The 17,022-nt window shown below is 44.8% G+C and carries 11 protein-coding genes; all 11 read right to left on the bottom strand.

Features of this window, described 5'->3' with window-relative positions; all coding sequences use genetic code 11:
• Positions 1 to 18 precede the first annotated feature (18 nt).
• The 11 genes from ACFPFU_RS09395 to ACFPFU_RS09345 all read right to left on the bottom strand — a co-directional run bounded on the left by ACFPFU_RS09395 (position 19) and on the right by ACFPFU_RS09345 (position 16,999).
• Entirely contained in the window at positions 19 to 1,110 is a 1,092-nt protein-coding gene (locus ACFPFU_RS09395; RefSeq protein WP_377063806.1) for a PAS domain-containing protein, read from the bottom strand.
• Positions 1,111 to 1,589: 479 nt separating this feature from the next.
• Complete coding sequence (locus ACFPFU_RS09390) at positions 1,590 to 2,426, bottom strand: fumarylacetoacetate hydrolase family protein (protein ID WP_377063804.1); 837 nt, start codon at positions 2,424 to 2,426, stop codon at positions 1,590 to 1,592.
• Between the two features lie 143 nt (positions 2,427 to 2,569).
• Positions 2,570 to 3,931 carry a GntP family permease gene (locus ACFPFU_RS09385; protein ID WP_377063802.1) on the bottom strand — a complete coding sequence of 454 codons (1,362 nt, stop codon included), beginning with the start codon at positions 3,929 to 3,931 and terminating at the stop codon, positions 2,570 to 2,572.
• Positions 3,932 to 3,937: 6 nt separating this feature from the next.
• Positions 3,938 to 4,588: a bifunctional 4-hydroxy-2-oxoglutarate aldolase/2-dehydro-3-deoxy-phosphogluconate aldolase gene (locus ACFPFU_RS09380; RefSeq protein WP_377063800.1), complete on the bottom strand. Its 651-nt coding sequence runs from the start codon at positions 4,586 to 4,588 to the stop codon at positions 3,938 to 3,940.
• Positions 4,557 to 5,561, bottom strand: coding sequence for a 2-dehydro-3-deoxygalactonokinase (locus ACFPFU_RS09375; RefSeq protein ID WP_377063798.1), 1,005 nt, complete (start codon positions 5,559 to 5,561; stop codon positions 4,557 to 4,559). The genes ACFPFU_RS09380 and ACFPFU_RS09375 overlap by 32 nt, the downstream gene beginning before the upstream one ends.
• 298 nt (positions 5,562 to 5,859) lie before the next feature.
• Positions 5,860 to 8,418: a phosphocholine-specific phospholipase C gene (locus ACFPFU_RS09370; RefSeq protein ID WP_377063796.1), complete on the bottom strand. Its 2,559-nt coding sequence runs from the start codon at positions 8,416 to 8,418 to the stop codon at positions 5,860 to 5,862.
• Between the two features lie 141 nt (positions 8,419 to 8,559).
• Complete coding sequence (locus tag ACFPFU_RS09365; RefSeq protein WP_377063794.1) at positions 8,560 to 10,110, bottom strand: SusD/RagB family nutrient-binding outer membrane lipoprotein; 1,551 nt, start codon at positions 10,108 to 10,110, stop codon at positions 8,560 to 8,562.
• Between the two features lie 19 nt (positions 10,111 to 10,129).
• The gene (locus tag ACFPFU_RS09360; RefSeq protein ID WP_377063792.1) at positions 10,130 to 13,387 is read right to left on the bottom strand and encodes a SusC/RagA family TonB-linked outer membrane protein; all 3,258 of its coding nucleotides are present in this window, start codon (positions 13,385 to 13,387) and stop codon (positions 10,130 to 10,132) included.
• Positions 13,388 to 13,721: 334 nt separating this feature from the next.
• Positions 13,722 to 15,086 (bottom strand): aldehyde dehydrogenase family protein, encoded by a 1,365-nt coding sequence (locus tag ACFPFU_RS09355; RefSeq protein WP_377063790.1) that lies wholly within the window; start codon positions 15,084 to 15,086, stop codon positions 13,722 to 13,724.
• The gene (locus ACFPFU_RS09350) at positions 15,083 to 15,847 is read right to left on the bottom strand and encodes a gamma-glutamyl-gamma-aminobutyrate hydrolase family protein (protein ID WP_377063788.1); all 765 of its coding nucleotides are present in this window, start codon (positions 15,845 to 15,847) and stop codon (positions 15,083 to 15,085) included. The genes ACFPFU_RS09355 and ACFPFU_RS09350 overlap by 4 nt, the downstream gene beginning before the upstream one ends.
• Positions 15,848 to 16,999, bottom strand: coding sequence for an iron-containing alcohol dehydrogenase (locus tag ACFPFU_RS09345; protein ID WP_377063786.1), 1,152 nt, complete (start codon positions 16,997 to 16,999; stop codon positions 15,848 to 15,850).
• Positions 17,000 to 17,022: the final 23 nt, after the last annotated feature.

Here is a 17,022-nt window from a genome sequence, read left to right as displayed (position 1 = left end):
CCTTTTTACAGTTGCGGGTTATTTGATCAATGAATTCTTTAGTCGTGAATAATCTTCATTAAGCTTTCGGGTATAATTTTCCAAATCCATCGTCACTGTTTTCAAATGCCTTACATATTTTTCCGCACCCTTTTCAGTGTCTTCTATGTTTTGGAGGATATCGATCAGACCCATCATGTTTACTATAGGCTTGCGGATAACATGGGAAACATCAAACAATATTTTCTCAAGTGTCGTCAAGTAGTCTTTCTTTTGGCTGATATCCTGAAAGGTACCGTACCATATTACATCGCCGTTGTCGCTCCTTTCAGGGTTTGCCCTTACCCAATTCCATGAGATCTCCCCGTCTCCCCTATCAATCCTGTATTCAATATCCAGCACAGAAGAATCCAAATAGGACTTCATGAGACTGTCCATTACGGATTTTCTGTCTTCCGGATAGATGTACTTTAGGAGTAACTCAGCATTTTCTTTAAGATCTAACGGGCGAATTTGAGGGATCAATTTAGTGATTCCTTCACTGATAAAAACAAAAGACTTCTCGCCGGTGGGAGAAATTTGAAATTTAAATAAGGCGCCGGGAGCAAAATCAGTTAATTTCTTGAGTTTAATGGCATTGGTGTCAATTTCCTTTTCCTGATCGTATACAAACCTTCTGGTTTCAATATAATTCATCACTTTTTTAGCTATCAGGCCCAAAGCCTTATGTTGTATATCAGGGATGTTCTTGGGTTTATAGTCCATTACACTCACTGTTCCCAGCACGTTGCCGTGCTGCGACTTCAACGTGGCTCCGGCATAAAAACGGGTACCGGGGATCCCTGTGAGGGGAAAATGGTCTTTAAACCTCGCATCGGATTCCAGATCCTCTATTACCAACACCCTTTTTGGGCTACTAAGCACATATTGACATAAAGTACCTTCAACAGGAACCTCTGAGACTTTGATACCCTTCTTTGCTTTGAACCATTGACGCTTGTCATCAATAAATGAAATGATAGCAACAGGCGCCTCATAGATTGCCGAAGCTATTTCAACAAAATCGTCCAGTGCCTGCTCCGGGGGAGTATCCAATATGTCATAGGAATATAAGTCCTCTAGCCGATTCATTTAAACCCTGATTAATACTATATTTTATATTATTTAGATACAAATATAAACTAATCAAATATACAAATAAATATTTTAAAACATTTAAATAATGTAATTAATATATAGGATTATGATGAGAACATAAAAAATTTTATTTTTTCAATGAAGGATAAATACATCCATTGCCCAAAATGCTATTATTTTTTCTTTTAGATAAAAACCGGTCCATATTGTTAAAAGAGGTGAAAGGGGTTCAAAACGGCTCCTACGCATTCTGACAGACGGACTTTGTGGGTATAAAAGGGCTTGATGCCCTTTTGAAAATATGGCATACTGTATCAAAAAAAACAACAGATGTGAAGGCAACAGCCCCGGTGCTGAGGCTGTTGCGGTATCACAATCATCATTCACCTCATTCAGTGTACTTTCTATAGTTCAAATTTTAATACAAGACAAATCGTCCCCCATGTAATTCGAAGGCAATTGTAAAATCAATCTCATTCCACGGTATTCACCAAAGTACCGATGCCATCGATACTGATTTTTATTTTATCACCGCTTTGTAGGGTGAAGGTGCTGTCAGGCACAATACCCGTACCTGTCATCAGCAGACTGCCGTGAGGAAAAGTGTATTCCCTGTATAAAAAGCCGGCCAATTGGGTGAACTCGCGTTTTATTTGGGAAATAGCAATACGCTCACTAAAAACCGTACTTCCATTCCTACTTATTTCCAAATGTATGGTAGTACCTGACGGGAGGGGCTGATCGGTCACGTAAATACAAGGACCTACAGCCGCGCTTCCGTCGTATATTTTGGCTTGTGGAAGATACAGCGGATTCTCACCCTCTATACTTCTGGAGCTCATGTCATTTCCTATCGTGTAGCCTATGATTTTGCCTGATGAGGACATCACTAAGGTTAATTCCGGCTCGGGTACGTCCCAGGTGGAATCTTTTCTGATTCTTACTTTATCACCGTGTCCCCTGGCCCTGGATCCTGTGGCTTTCATAAAAAGCTCCGGTCTCTCGGCATTATAGACCATTTCATAAAAGGTCCCTCCCCCACTGTCTTTTGATTCTTCCTGCCGGCCCAGCTTACTTTTAAAATAAGTCACCCCGCTTGCCCATATCTCTTGGTTTTCAACGGGAGGAAGTAAAAAATCTTTGATTTTCTCTGCACCTTCGGGGTCAGGAGGGGAATCTCTGATACATGCCTGCATTTTGTCAAACAGGTCATCATCATTTAAGAATTTGTCCCAAGAAGGTTCCTTCGGTGCATAATAGGCTCCTTCATTTTCAATAAGAATGCCTTTTTTAGTTCTGTAAAGTTTCATATGATTATAATTGTTTTTTTAAGGTCAGATGGAATCTCGCATCTCTCCCCCCCGATAGCTATCGGGGCATTCCTCTGTGTGTCGCTTGCGTCATCTTGGTTTCATATGTTATATGGGTTAGCAGAGGTTACAAGATAATTAACCTAGAAGAAAAACGAAAGCACGAGGACCAGCACAAAGCCTGTGAGCGAGATAATGGTTTCTAAAACTGTCCAAGTCTGTAAGGTCTGTTTCTCTGAAATATCAAGATATTTTTTGACAAGCCAAAACCCGCTGTCATTGACATGGGACAAAATGCAAGAGCCCGAAGCAATGGCGATGCCGATCAAAGCCTTCATGGGATCGGACAAATCCATACTTATGATTACCGGAGAGATCATTCCGGCCGCCGTCACCATGGCCACTGTGGCAGAGCCTTGGATTACCCTGATGATCACCGCTATTATATAGGCCATGACAATGGGGGCAACATTGTAATCAATAAACACCTGGGCCAACGCCTCCCCTGCCCCGCTTTCCACCAGTATCTGCTTGAACATTCCTCCCGCGCCTGTTATCACGATGATCAAACCCGCCGGCGCCAATGCCTTATCAGAAAACTCCAACAGCTGTTTGGGCTTGAATCCTTTTTTGAATCCCAAGAAATAACTGGCTATCAGGGTAGCAATGGCCAGGGCAATAAAAGGGTGTCCGAGAAACTGAAGAAAATCAACCATAAAATTATCCTGAGCGAAGTATCCCGTCCTCACCATCATCCCACAGGTGGTCGCAATCAGGATCAGAAACAAAGGCAGGGTAATGACAAAGGCGATCATCAAAAAATCGGATCGCGTGGACCTGGTGTCTACTTCCCCCTTGAATTCAATGTGTTGGGGTATGGGTACATATATCTTATTGGAAATGTACCTGCCAAATACCGGCCCTGCAAGCACAGCACAGGGCACACCCACCACAAAGCCGAAAATTATCATCCATCCCAGAGAGGCATCAATGATTTCCGCAACTGCCACCGGTCCGGGTGTAGGGGGAATAAAGGCATGGGTTACAGCCATTCCCGCAAGCAAAGGAACGGCAAAATGCAGTAAAGAAAGTCCCGATCTTTTTGTCAAGGCATATATCAACGGAATAAGAATAATGAAGCCAACATCCAGGAAAACCGGAATTGAAACGATAAACCCAGTTAACATCAATGCCCAGGTGGTTCTTTTTTCTCCAAATCCTTTTATTATAAAATGGGCTAAAGTCTGGGCTCCCCCGGATACTTCGAGCAATTTGCCCAATATGGCCCCCAAGCCTACCACAATGGTGATGAATCCTAAGATATCCCCCATCCCTTTTTGAAGGCTGGCTATCAAGTCCATGAAAGGCATGCCGGCGGCAAGACCCACAAAACAACTGGCCAAAAGCAAGGAAATAAAGGCATGGACCTTTATTTTCATTACCAGAACTAAAAGTAAAAAAATCGATAAGGTGGTTATTATAAATAGGTATATTGTTTGATCCATGATGGGCTAAAAGCTGCTTTTGACGGTTTGAAGATGGGTGTAAAATTCGTTGAGATAATGTTTTAAGCCTTCCCAATCCCTGCCATCAATGAATGACTTGGGAACGATGCTGCTTCCTATTCCCATGGCCTTTGCCCCGGCTTTGAAAAAATCACCCATATTCTCCTTGGTTATCCCTCCGGTAGGCATCAATGCTATTTTATTGAGGGGTGCCAAAACGTCTTTGATATAGCCTGGTCCCAAATCATTGGCAGGAAAGACTTTGACCATAGACGCCCCCAGTTTCCACGCTCTATATATCTCCGTGGGAGTATAGGCACCCGGAAAAACCGGAATTCCCCACGAAACGCAATGACCAATAACATCTTCATCTACAATAGGCATCACGACAAACTGCGCACCGGCTTCCAATGCTGCCTCCATTCCTTCGAGATCACATACCGTACCCGCGCCGATATTCAGCCTGGTCCCAAACCGGTCAACCAAAGTCCGGATATCCTGCAACGCATTTTCAGAATTCAGGGTGATTTCCATGGTGGACATGCCTGTTTCCGCAAAGCAGGAAGCCACTTCTAGCAGCGCCTCTGAGGGTAGATTTCTAAATATGGATACAACAGGGGCAGCTTTAAAAGCTTCCCAGGAAAATGCTTCTTTCATGATTTAAATTTTGATTGAATATCTTAAACTGACCATGGACAACAGCACCTTCGACAAGCGAGGGTGAAATTATCCCGCAATCAATTCCCAGGCATTCCAGGGCCAGGGAATACTGTTGATAAAGGTTATTGTCCGGACAGACAAAAAGGGGTAGTTTATTTTGACGAACTGCCAAAATACCAAGTTCGCCACCGATGAGCAAACCACTTAAATAATGATAGTTTTCTTCCTTTTTCAAGTACTTGAAAAGTTCATTGGTCCTGACGTGAAAAAGCCGGGAGATGATAGGATGGGCGGCACCTTCCAAAACTCCCTTTTTAAAAGCCCTGCGGCCAGCTTCATCCGATAAGGAGAGTCCCTCAGCAACGCTGTTGGCCAAAATGCTGTGTTGGCTCAACAATGAAAAAAGCTCCCCGGTCATACAGGTGTGAAAGCCTGTTACCTTGCTGTTTTGGACAGTGATATGCTTGGAATGGGTTCCGGGAAAAATGAACTGGCCATCACCACCAAAATCCTTCATTTGGGTAATGATCCCCACCAATTGGGTTTCCTCTCCCCTCATGACATTATTTTCGGTTCTCAACCCTGACAGCAGAAGCAAAGACTGTCTCCTTTCTTCTGAAAGTGGAAAAAGATGCATTTCAAGCCCCTCTCCCCTGACGTCAAACGGCAAAGAAGTATAGGGAAGCTCACGGATCCCCACACTGGAAGAAGCCATCCCGGAGCAGATGATCAGCAGTTCTGAGAGATCCTTCCCTGTCTCCTTTTCCAGATGCTCTATTCCTTTCAATATCCTGGCATAATAAAATCCTACTCTGGGAGCATCCTTTTGCGATAACGTGTTCCATTCTGTAAAGACTTTATTTATCCCTGCTTTGCTGCTGTAGAAGGCGACAGTTGACATGTCCGCCACACTGACCAATCGAAGTCGAAATGAAGAAGTGCCCCAATCACAACTCAAAAACTTAATCATAAAAGCTTCTATTCTAATTAATAATCAATTCTCCCTTGTTATCCAGCGGTTAATAGGATTGATATAGATCACAGCAAGAAACTAATTTCTCTAAGATCAAATAAGATTAAACATATTCGCGGATGAAATTAAAAAATTAAATTATAAATAATAAGATTGTCGGAATAATATGGTTATAAAAAGCCCGAAAAAAGCCAAGACACTGGAACCAAGCAATGGGCCGGTTACCCGTTCCCTATATTTTCCCAAACGGTAAATAGGGAACGGGTAGGTTTTTCATTCCAAAAAAATAAGAATTTCAGACTTTTCGCTTCAATTCATCAACTTCCATCCCCATCAAAGGATCGGTTCTCCCGGCTTTCCCGTTTTCTATCCTGCCTGCATATCTCCTTAAAAAGGCCGGCTCCTCCTCCATCGATACGGCGAAGTCATACCAACCATAACTTCTGGCCGTCGGAATGGATATGTTCTCCTGCATCCGCGGGCCGACTCTAGTGGATGTTTTGCCATTTTTGTAGGATAAATCCTCCACAAACAGCGTAATTGGCTGAAAGTTTGGATTCTTAACTTTCAACCTGAAATGGTCATTTGAAGTCAGCAGGTTGCCACTTATCTTCTGGCTTTCCATAGAAACAGAAAGGCCTACTTTATTTCCTTTAAACTCGCGGTAAAATCCATTGGGACCATATACCTGAAGATGATAAAACTCCCCTTCAAAATCTTCCAGCGGCCATTCATAAGCCAAATGGTCCCCTGCCTTTACCGCCAAAGACCAAGTGCGGACAGGCGAAAAGCCACCGGCTGTCTGCCGGTAACTCCCGGGTGCATAAACATGAAAAGGTGCTCCTTTGGCTTTCTCACCAAAAATCTCCTTTGTCGCCCGGAAATCAATTCCAAATTTGCGTGAACCCCGTACACTGCCATCCACATAAAGCTCGTAAGGAAGACTACACGCCAGTTTTGTTCCGGCTTCCTGTTTGGGCATCCACGGGGAACTTCCAGGGTTGGCATTTACCTGCTGGGTTTCCTGATCGTTCAGCGGTTTGAAGTTGTTGGGTAAATCTTTAAAACCGGCGCTGTAAATTGTTTGCACATGCTCCTTCAGGTCCACCGCTTCGGGTTTTTCCAAGGGCTCGCCATTGTAAGGCCTAAAGACGGAAGTCAGGTCTCCACAGACATTTCTTCTCCAACTGCTGATATTGGTTTCTTTGATTTCCTTTCCGGTTTTATGACTCAGAAATTTCTCCATCAACATGATGGTGGAAGTAATATCGCATACCTCCGAATTGACCCATCCGCCACGGCTCCATGGAGATGCCACAATCAATGGGACCCTATAGCCCAATCCAACCGGACTTTCCCTGGCGTTTTCAGGTTTCATTCCCGGATGGTTTTGCTCTTGCTGAAGCGTTACATATTCGCCTGTCGCATCCAGGCCTGCGGACATTTTTCCGGTACTTTCATCTCCCGGTTTTGGTGGTACAAAAGGAGGAATATGATCAAAATATCCGTCATTTTCATCATAATTCAGGATAAAGATGGTTTTTTTCCAGACCTCCGGATTTTTGGTGAGGATTTCCAGTACCTCAGAGACATACCAGGCCCCATACCACGGGGCGCTGGGGTGATCCGAGAACTTCTGCGGAGCCACAAGCCAGGAAACCGCAGGCAGGTTTCCCGTATTGACATCTTTTCGGAAACCATAAAGAATATCGCCTTTAGGAATTTTGGTGGCCCTTGTCTCCCCTTCGTCATCGTATTCGAAAATCTCCGTTTGATGGTAGTCAGGATCTTCGTTGTTGATGGCAAAAGCCCGCTGATGGAGCTCTTTTTCCCTCTCACTTAATTTATTAAAAGTATTAGGGTTGAATTTCTTCAAATTTTGTTCTATAAAGACCAACTGTTTCCGTTTGTCATCCAATTCCTTTTGAAGCCTTTCTTTTTCTTCATCTCCAGTGCTTTTAACCTTTTTCTCTAAATCTTTGATGATTTTGGGCAATTCCTTGCTTTGATACTTCATATACTCATAATGCCCCGGGCTGAACCTAACCCCGAACTGGCTGAACCATTCCAGGTTATTGTCTGTGAAATTAGCCAACCATGAAACGTCTTCTCCTTCCAGAAGCGTGTCAATACTCACTTCATTCTGGTATACTTTCCATGAGATCCCGTTGTCCTGAAGCCGTTCCGGAAAAGTATTCCAAGCCACTTCTTTACCATAGGTAAGCTCCGAATTCCTGACCCTGGGTTTTTCTTCAGGACTTCCGTGGGTCTTTCCTGCCCAAAGATAGTTTCTATTGGTCGTCGTGCCGGTCAGAGAGGAGCAGAAATGCTGGTCGCAAACGGTAAATGCATCAGCAAATGCATAGTAAAACGGAATGTCCTCCCTATCGTAAAAACCCATTGTCATAGGAATATGACGAAATTCTTCTCTACTTGACCGTTTCGCCTCTATCCAGCCATCATATTTTCCATTGTTTCTTGCATCCACCTGGTTTTCCCAGGAATGGGGTATGTCTCTCATCCAGGTTGCTTTGGTATCTTTGATATTGAACCGGAACGGCGCAAAAGTGTTTCCTGCTTTGTCACTTTGGAGCCAGACGAGGTTTTTGTTGGGAAGTCTTATTGCTCTTGGATCGTTAAAGCCCCTTACTCCTTTCAATTTTCCGAAACAATGGTCAAAGGAGCGGTTCTCCTGCATTAAGATCACAATATGTTCGGCATCTAAAAAAGTGGTTCCGGGATCCGGATGGATGGCCATGGCTTTGTAAACGGAAGCCGGCAGAACGTTCCACATGCCGGCACCTCCGGCAAGCAATGCTGCTTTTTTAAGAAATTCTCTTCTGGAATCTTTCATGAATAATGATAGAATAGAATAATGAAAACCCTGGACAGTTTGGTAAGTTATTAATAATACATGATAAATCTATTTAAAGACCATGATAGATACAAATCAACAAATTAGCCCAGGCGGGAAGAATCCGCCTGGGCTAATTTGCTATTCTACATCCCACCAAACCCTGGTGGTGATTCTATCCTCCCCCTGGACGCTTACCGCTGCCTGATAGTTGTCTCTATTCAGCGCCTGAACACCTGTAGGATACATAAACCTTACCGGGACGGTTGCTATAAAGGCTGCCGGACCAGGTTGAATGGCAGGAATCCCTGTCCTTCGCCAGTCGTACCACCCTTCGAGTCCGTTGAAAAACAAAGCCAGCCATTTTTGCATCCCGATTTTTTGAAGCTTCTCCTCCTGGCTCCCCTCATAAACGACCTGCGATTGGCTAAAATACGCTTCTCCTGGCTGGATAACATCTGCCAATGTGTTCAGGTTAGCGATTCGAAGGCGACTTTCATAATAATTAAAGGAAGCCCTTATCCCGTTTTGGTAATAGACAGAGGCATCTCCCACGCTGATAAACCCCCTTTCCCTGGCTTCAGCCAAAATGAACTGCACTTCGGAATAGCTGATCAACATGGTTTGAAAACCCACGGGCGAAGCATGTTCAGAACAAGTCAAGCAGGAGAATAGCAGACCTACTCTGGAGATATAGTTGGAGCCGCCTTTGTTGGGATCCCCGGAAGGTGAGTAACCATAGGCATTTTCGTCAGCCAGCCCGTTAGGCACTCCTGCATAATCATCCGGATCTCCTAATATTCCCGCCCCGCTGTCATTGGTAGGTTGGGCATAAGCGTATAACCGGGGATCATTATATGCCTTCAGTACACCTTCCATGGTAGTGCTCAATCTGTATTCATCAAAAGAACCGGACCTTGTTGTATACAGATAATGTTGATTTGGTACATCTTGGAGGTACTGCAAAGCGGCATTGTCTGCGTTACTGCCTATAATGGGATGGTTCACCGGATCCGATACAATGGCCTGCATGGCCGCAGAAGGATCTATTCTGTCCGAGAGCCGCATCAAAGCCCTTAACCGCAGTGAATTGGCCAGTTTTCTCCATTTCATCACATCTCCCTGGAAAAGGATATCCCCTTCCAGGTTTTCGCTACTACTTCCCAAAAGCTGGTTGGCTTCTGCCAGCTCCGCCAAAATCCCTTGATAGATGACCTCCTGGCGATCAAATTTCGGATAATTGACACCTTCTTTGGCTTTGGTGGCCTCTGTATAGGGCAGGTCACCGTAAGCATCTGTCATAAACGCATACATCAGCGATTTCATCACTTTGGCAGCGCCGACATAATTGTTTTGTCCCCTTTCTCCTGAGATATTGATCATGTTGTTCACATCTCTAAGTGCGTTATAAAACACGCTATACGGATTACCTTCCGGTCCCCAATTGTACCGGTCTTCATTGGTAAATTGGATTTTAGCCGTGTATTGTACCACCACATTGCCTATTCCCCAGGATTTCCCTACAATCTCATTGGCCGCACTTCGGATGACATTGGGCAGCAACAACGCGGAGGAAACGGTTTCCGGGCTATTGGGATTTTGATTGATTTCTTCAAAATCCTTATCACAGGAGGTGGTCAACATACACAAAACAGCCAACGCACCGAGGAACTTTATTTTTATAAATTTCATAATTTCAGTCAGTTAATGGTCAGAACTTTAAGTTAAGGTTGATGCCTATACTTCTGGTGGAGGGAAAGGCCATATCCTCCACTCCTGGAATCAGCGTGGCTCCGCTCATAGACATGGTCTCCGGGTCAAAATGGGGATTTTCCGTCCACAAAGCCAGGTTTCTGGCCACGAGAGACAGCCGGGCTTCCTGGAAAGGCAGTTTCTGCAATGCACCTCCGGGTAAATTATACCCGATCGTCACTTCCCTTAATTTGATAAAAGAGGCATCATACATAGCCGCCTCCACATTGCTCCTCTCATAATAGCGGTTGTGCCAATCTCTCGAACTGATCTTAATGGTATTGGGTATAAAACTGCCGTCAGAAGTCCTGATCACGCCGGGGCTGATGATCCCGTTTCCCTCTACGGACAGGTCATAACCGTTTTCCCTGCCCAACAGGGTCTCCTCAAGCTGACCGGAAGTACTCCCTATGGTTTTGGTGCGGGATACCACTATACCGCCGTACCTGATGTCAAAAAGAAATCCGAACGTCAACCTTTTATAGTTGAAATTGTTTTGGATACCCAACATCCAATCAGGGTTATAATTCCCTTGTTTTACCAGTGTGGTGGCCGTAAGCGGTGTACCAGTGGTATTATGGATGATCTGACCGTAATATTCACTGTTGGGATCACTCACCCTTTCAAACCCTCTTCCATAGATGTTGCCCATTCTTTCTCCGATGCGGGCTTGTATGGTGGCACCGTTTCTACCCACCATCGAATAGGTGTCCAAACCTTCAGTCAGCTCCAAAACACGGCTCCTGTTTCGGGTGAAGTTAGCCGATACGTTCCAGATAAGGCCGTTTGCCCGTTGGATAGGGCTGCCGTTTACGATGATTTCCATACCGTAGTTCTGGATTTCGCCGGCGTTGATGATCCTGCTGGCATAGCCTGTGGCTATATCCAACTCTATAGGAATAATCTGATTCCGCGTCCGGTTGTCATAATAAGTAAAATCCAATCCCAACCTTCCTTTCAAAAACCGGATGTCTGTTCCGAACTCCAGCGAGCCGGTTCTTTCAGGTTTCAGTTCCGCGTTGGCCAGCCTGTTGGATTCGGATTTTGTCTGCACGGACCCCCATGCGATTCCGGGATTGAAAACGTTGGTTAAGCTGTAAGGGTCGGTATCATTACCCACCTCTGCATAAGCCGCTCTAAGCTTGAAGAATGAAATGGCTTCCGGTAGGCTGATCATGTCCGAAACAATGCCGCTTAATGTGGCAGAGGGGTAGAAATAACTGTTACCGTTGATCGGCAATGTACTGGACCAGTCATTTCTGCCTGTAATATCCAGAAAGAGTATATTATTGTAACTCATCTGGCCAAATCCATATAGCGAATTGATCCTTTTTTCAGAGACCATATGGTTTACCTGAAGGTTTACCGCAGTGTTGGTAAAATTATAGATTTCCGGAATCAACAACTGTGGTGCCATGGTCTGGGTGTACCTGTTTTCCTGAATCATCTGGTTTCCTCCCAGGGAGAACGTATATGAAAATTTCTCTTTGGAAGTCTCTGAATAGGTCAACAGAAAATCCGTGTTCCTTTCACTAAAAAACACGGCATCTTCACGGTAGCTTCCTCTGGGAAAACGCATGGTACTAAAAGCCCTTTTTCTGTCCCTAAGGTCGTTAAAAAAATCAATCCCCGTCCTTACCATCAAACTTAAATTATCGGTAAACTGATAATTGGCCATCACGTTTCCGAACACCCTGTCCTTATTTTGTCCATTCGTGTTTTCATAGACGTTGAAGTAAGGGTTGTCGTGATAGTTGTAATTGTAATTGAATTGCTGCCTGCCTTCCATTCCCCTCATCCAGTAGTCCCTCAGGCTCTTCGTGTTGATTTGCCTTCCATACCATATCCATAAATACATCAGACTCTCCGTCCCGTAGCTGATGCTAGGTCTGTTCCCACTGGATGTCCGCTGATAATTGACAGCCGTATTGATCGTAAGGCGGTCGGTAATCTGGGTCATTCCATTAAAAGCGAGCGTATTTCTTTTTAAATCCGTATTCGGAATAGTACCCTTTTGGTCCAGATTAGTCCAGGAAAATCTGAAATTGGACTTTTCGCTGCCGGCGGCAATGGCGACGTTATTGGACAGGGTAACGCCAGTCTGAAAAAAATCGTTGATATTGTCTCGCTGGGATACCCATGGCGTGGGCTGTATGGTGCTACCCTCAGGGGCATTCAGGTCACCTCCCCTGTATCCGGCCACATCTCTGGGCGAGTCGAATTGCGGGATCAACTGACCCTGATCCATTTGCGGGCCCCAACTCTCGTCCACGCCATCTGCAAGTCCACCACCTGCCCCGTCTACAAAAGAAAACAGCCCGTTGTTTCCCTGGCCATATTTGTCCTGCCATTTGGGAAGTCTCAAAGGTGTGTCAAAGGTGGTATTCGAGTTGATGGTAATGCCCAACCCCCGTTTTGTTCTCCCTGTCTTGGTCGTGATCAAAATGGCACCGTTAGCTGCCCGGGAACCATACAGCGCAGCGGCTGCCGGCCCTTTCAACACACTGACCGAGGCAATATCATCCGGATTGATTTCACCAGCGGCATTACCGTAATCCACTTCCTGATTGCCCGATCCGGAGGAACCTATAATGCTATTGCTTATAGGAACCCCGTCGACCACGAACAAGGGCTGATTGGCGTTGATATTCAAAGAGGATTCGCCCCGAATGGTGACCCTGGCCGATCCTCCGACCCCACTGCTGGAGTTGGTGATCTGCACACCGGCTACCCTACCGCTAAGTGAATTGATCACATTGGTTTCCCGGGCTTCGGTAAACCTGTCCCCATCCACCGCCTGAACGGAATAACCCAATGCTTTGGTCTCTCTTTCTACGCCCAATGCAGTTACTACCACTTCACTAAGTTCCTCTGAAGAATATTCCATTGACACATTAATGACATTTTGGTTGCCCACCTGTATTTCCAGGGTCTGAAAACCTATATAGGAAAACACAAGCACACTTTCGGGACCATCCACCTCAAGCTGGAAGTTTCCATCCATATTGGTAACCGTCCCTCTAGTCGTTCCTTTAAGCAATACGGAAGCCCCGACAACAGGCTCTCCACCTGAACTCTCTGTGACATTCCCACCGATGGTTTTTGACTGGGCATTTGCTTCGATTACGCAAAATGCCATATAAAGCGCTACGATCCCGCACGAAAGTTTCATGTACGCCGAACCGATGCCCTTCAAAACATGTAAGGCTTTTTTCATAGTGATTTTTTAGGATTTAGTAAATAATGAGGTAATAACCCTGTTGGGGTAATGGGTCAGGTTTTTTAGGTTTGATGTTAAAATTCACATACGCCAGCTTAACCGGTTAATAATGGCAGATGATTAGCACCTTGTTTTACAATATTTCCTTTTTATAAAATAAAGGCCTGATATTACGGATAACTTAATTCATTATTCTTAAATATATGAATAATATGAATCAATATTCTTTGCAAAATCAAAATTCCCACAAAAAAATTTAATCATGAAAGAAAGTTCTTTATTTAATTATAAAATCATCTAAATAAAAAATAATATTAACTTAAAATAATATTTAATCTCTAAGATGAAAAGCTTTTGGTTGGACAAAAGCCCTTATTCCAAGGTAGGAAAGGGTTATTCCCAGACCTGAATGTTTCCTCCCGGCCCAGGGCAGATTCGGGCTGACACGATCACAACAATTCCAATAAACGGTGCCCACGGAAAGCTGTTCCAACAGCTGGGTGGCCCTGGATTTATCCCGCGAAAATACCGCGGCAGTAAGTCCGTAATCCGTATCTTTCATCAATTTCAATGCTTCTTCATCTCCGCTTACGGATTGAATGCCTATAACGGGACCAAATGATTCTTCCCTCATAATATCCATAGTATGGTTCACTCCAGTCAAAACAGTAGGTTCCACAAAATAACCTGTATTTCCCCATCTTTTCCCTCCTAGCCTGACATTGGCGTTTTTCCCGGTCGCGTCTTCTATTTGCCTTAAAATAATCCAAAGTTGATCCTTCCGCGTGAGAGGCCCAATGAAAGTATCCATAGCCAGGGGATCCCCTATTTTATAAGAAGCCACTTCCTCTGTAAAGTACTTTACAAATTCCTCAAAAATATGCTCATGCACATAAATACGTTCCACGGCACAACAACTCTGTCCATTGTTGTAAAATGCCCCTTCAGCAGCATTGATCGCGGCTTGTTTGATATCCTCAACATCTTCCATTACATAAAGCGGATCCTTTCCTCCAAGTTCGAGTTGCAGGGGTACCAGCTTGGGCGCTATTCTTTGGGCGATGTATTGGCCCGTTTTATACGAACCGGTGAAAAAATAACCATCCAGATCAGCATCCAATAGCCAGGCGCCCACCTCGCCAGGCCCTACGAAACATTCGAAGACGTTTTCAGGCACACCCGCCTCCCACAAAAGTTCCCGGAACTTCAATCCGGTAAGTGTGGCATATTCAGAAGGTTTATAGGCCACGGCGTTGCCTGCCACCAGGGCATATAGAAACACATTGTACCCCACATTGTAGGGAAAATTCCAGGCGGAAATATTCGCTATTACCCCTAACGGCTCGTACCTGATCTCTTCTTTCGTTGGACCTTCTTCCACCATCACCTCGGGTTGCAGCCATTTTACCGCGTTTGCTTTAAGATGCTCTATTCTATTATGTGCCCCTTTGATTTCGTTCAAGGCCTGCCGGATTGGCTTTCCTGTTTCTGAAGTGAGAATGCGGGCCAGTTCTTCTCTATGTGTCTTTACCAATTCGCCGAAACGGACAATGACCGACAATCTATCTTCAACAGGTTTCCGGCTCCAGGATGATTGTCCTTCCTTTAGTTTCCTGACTTTATACAAAGTGGTTTCAAAGGTATCGCTGTTGACTACCTTTATTACCTCCTCGTTATAGGGATTGATGATATTCATAATGATGATTTTTTAACTCGGTCCAGAAAAAATTGATATAACTTTAAAGGATCTAAGCCGGCCTCTTTTTTACCTAACGAGAACTCAGGGTGCCATTGTAAACCAAGCACCAGCCCCCTGTTCTCATTTTGGAGGCTAACCGCCTCAAGAACACCATCTTCCGGACATCGGGCCTGAACTTCTAATCCATCGCCCAAGGTTTTTATGGCTTGATGGTGCACCGAATTTACCTTTCTTTCTTTTACGCTCACGCCTGCATAGATCTTATCAAGGATTTTTCCTTCCAACAATTCCACGCTATGATACAGCTTATCGTAAGCCTCCGCATCCCGGTGGATCCTTGCTTGCGGCAATTGGGTAGCGATATCCTGATACAACGTACCTCCAAAATAAACGTTCAGCAATTGAATACCCCTGCAAATGGCCAGGACAGGTTTTTTGCTATTAATCGCAAAATCCATAATCTTCAGCTCATATTCATCACGATAGGGGTCCCCCAACCATTTTCCAGGAACAATGGGTTTTTCTCCGTAGCTTTCCGGTGCCAGGTCTGTGCCTCCCTGGAAAACAAAACCGTCCATTTCTTCCATTATCTCCTCAAGCATTTTCTTTCCTACATTCGGCAACAATACAGGCAAAACCCCCTTCTGGGCTAAATACCCCGCCATATCCAATTCTATATAGGCCAAGGTCTTGGGCCCAAAAACCACTCTCCCTGGATCAGGATACATGAAACACGCACTGACTCCTATTTTTAACATTTATGCCAACGCTTTAATGTATAAATTCCTGAAATCATTTCTACCCACAGGCTTGGGGTTGTTGGGATGACAAAAGTCAGCTATCGCCAAGTCAGCCAGGGTATCAATATGCTTGTCTTCAACGCCTATCTCCGACAGCGTGGTGGGAAGACCAAGTTTACGGTTCAATTCAAATAAATGGTGAAATACTTTTTCTCCGGCGGCTGATGGGATGCCCATCGCGTAAGCCATATGATCAAAATGCGATTCAAACCCTTGATAGTTAAATTCCATCCCATAGGGAAGGTTGATCGCATTGGCCAAGCCGTGATGGGTATCCAGCAGTGTGGAAAGCGGATGTGCGAGACTGTGAACAATACCCAATCCCTTCTGAAATGCTACAGCCCCCATTATAGATGCCATCAGCATTTTACTTCTGGATTCAAGATCCGGCTCGATGGTCGCTTTCACGATCGACTCAGAAATAAGATGTATGCCCTCCATGGCAATACCACTGCATAGGGGATGCCAGTTTTTGGCGAGATAAGCCTCCATGTTATGGGTAAGGGCATCCATTCCGGTGGCAGCTGTCACAAAGGGCGGCAGATCCATGGTCAATTGGGGATCAGCAAATACCATCTTGGCCATAAGACTAGGAGAAAAAAGAATCCTTTTCTTCCTCGTTTGGTCTTCGGAAATGATGGCACTCCTCCCCACTTCGCTGCCTGTGCCCGCCGTGGTGGGTACGGTAACCAAAAGGGGAATGGGTTCTGTGATGTATTTGTCACCCCCAATGAGGTCATCATAGTCAAAAAGGTCCCGGTGATGATTGATGCTCAGCGCTACCGCCCGTGCCACATCCAGTGCCACACCACCTCCTATACCGACTATGGCATCTCTGGCTCCATCAGCATAAACTGCTTTGCCCTTCAACACATCAGATTTCACCGGATTTTTTTGTACATCCGAAAAAACCTCAACAGAAAAGCCCTCCTTCCGCAATTCATCCGTTATTTCCTTAAAGAAGCTCAGCCCGGCTACCGTAGGATCTGTCACAAGAAGAGGTTTTACAATATCCTGGGATTTAAGATAAGCGGGCAGTTCCTTTATCACTCCCACACCAAACCGGATGGCCGTGGGAAAACTGAAGTTGTATTTTTGATGGATATCCATGTGTGTAATTAAATGCTTATTGA

The organism is Negadavirga shengliensis (genome assembly GCF_042652345.1).
Classification (GTDB): domain Bacteria; phylum Bacteroidota; class Bacteroidia; order Cytophagales; family Cyclobacteriaceae; genus Negadavirga; species Negadavirga shengliensis.
Note: the sequence above shows the minus strand (reverse complement) of the source record. Positions and strands in the feature narration are given on the sequence as shown.

Excerpts from the sequence above, each read along its gene's own strand:
- ACFPFU_RS09395 (WP_377063806.1), bottom strand. The coding sequence starts at position 1,110 with ATGAATCGGCTAGAGGACTTATATTCCTATGACATATTGGATACTCCC.
- ACFPFU_RS09390 (WP_377063804.1), bottom strand. The coding sequence starts at position 2,426 with ATGAAACTTTACAGAACTAAAAAAGGCATTCTTATTGAAAATGAAGGA.
- ACFPFU_RS09385 (WP_377063802.1), bottom strand. The coding sequence starts at position 3,931 with ATGGATCAAACAATATACCTATTTATAATAACCACCTTATCGATTTTT.
- ACFPFU_RS09380 (WP_377063800.1), bottom strand. The coding sequence starts at position 4,588 with ATGAAAGAAGCATTTTCCTGGGAAGCTTTTAAAGCTGCCCCTGTTGTA.
- ACFPFU_RS09375 (WP_377063798.1), bottom strand. The coding sequence starts at position 5,561 with ATGATTAAGTTTTTGAGTTGTGATTGGGGCACTTCTTCATTTCGACTT.
- ACFPFU_RS09370 (WP_377063796.1), bottom strand. The coding sequence starts at position 8,418 with ATGAAAGATTCCAGAAGAGAATTTCTTAAAAAAGCAGCATTGCTTGCC.
- ACFPFU_RS09365 (WP_377063794.1), bottom strand. The coding sequence starts at position 10,110 with ATGAAATTTATAAAAATAAAGTTCCTCGGTGCGTTGGCTGTTTTGTGT.
- ACFPFU_RS09360 (WP_377063792.1), bottom strand. The coding sequence starts at position 13,387 with ATGAAAAAAGCCTTACATGTTTTGAAGGGCATCGGTTCGGCGTACATG.
- ACFPFU_RS09355 (WP_377063790.1), bottom strand. The coding sequence starts at position 15,086 with ATGAATATCATCAATCCCTATAACGAGGAGGTAATAAAGGTAGTCAAC.
- ACFPFU_RS09350 (WP_377063788.1), bottom strand. The coding sequence starts at position 15,847 with ATGTTAAAAATAGGAGTCAGTGCGTGTTTCATGTATCCTGATCCAGGG.
- ACFPFU_RS09345 (WP_377063786.1), bottom strand. The coding sequence starts at position 16,999 with ATGGATATCCATCAAAAATACAACTTCAGTTTTCCCACGGCCATCCGG.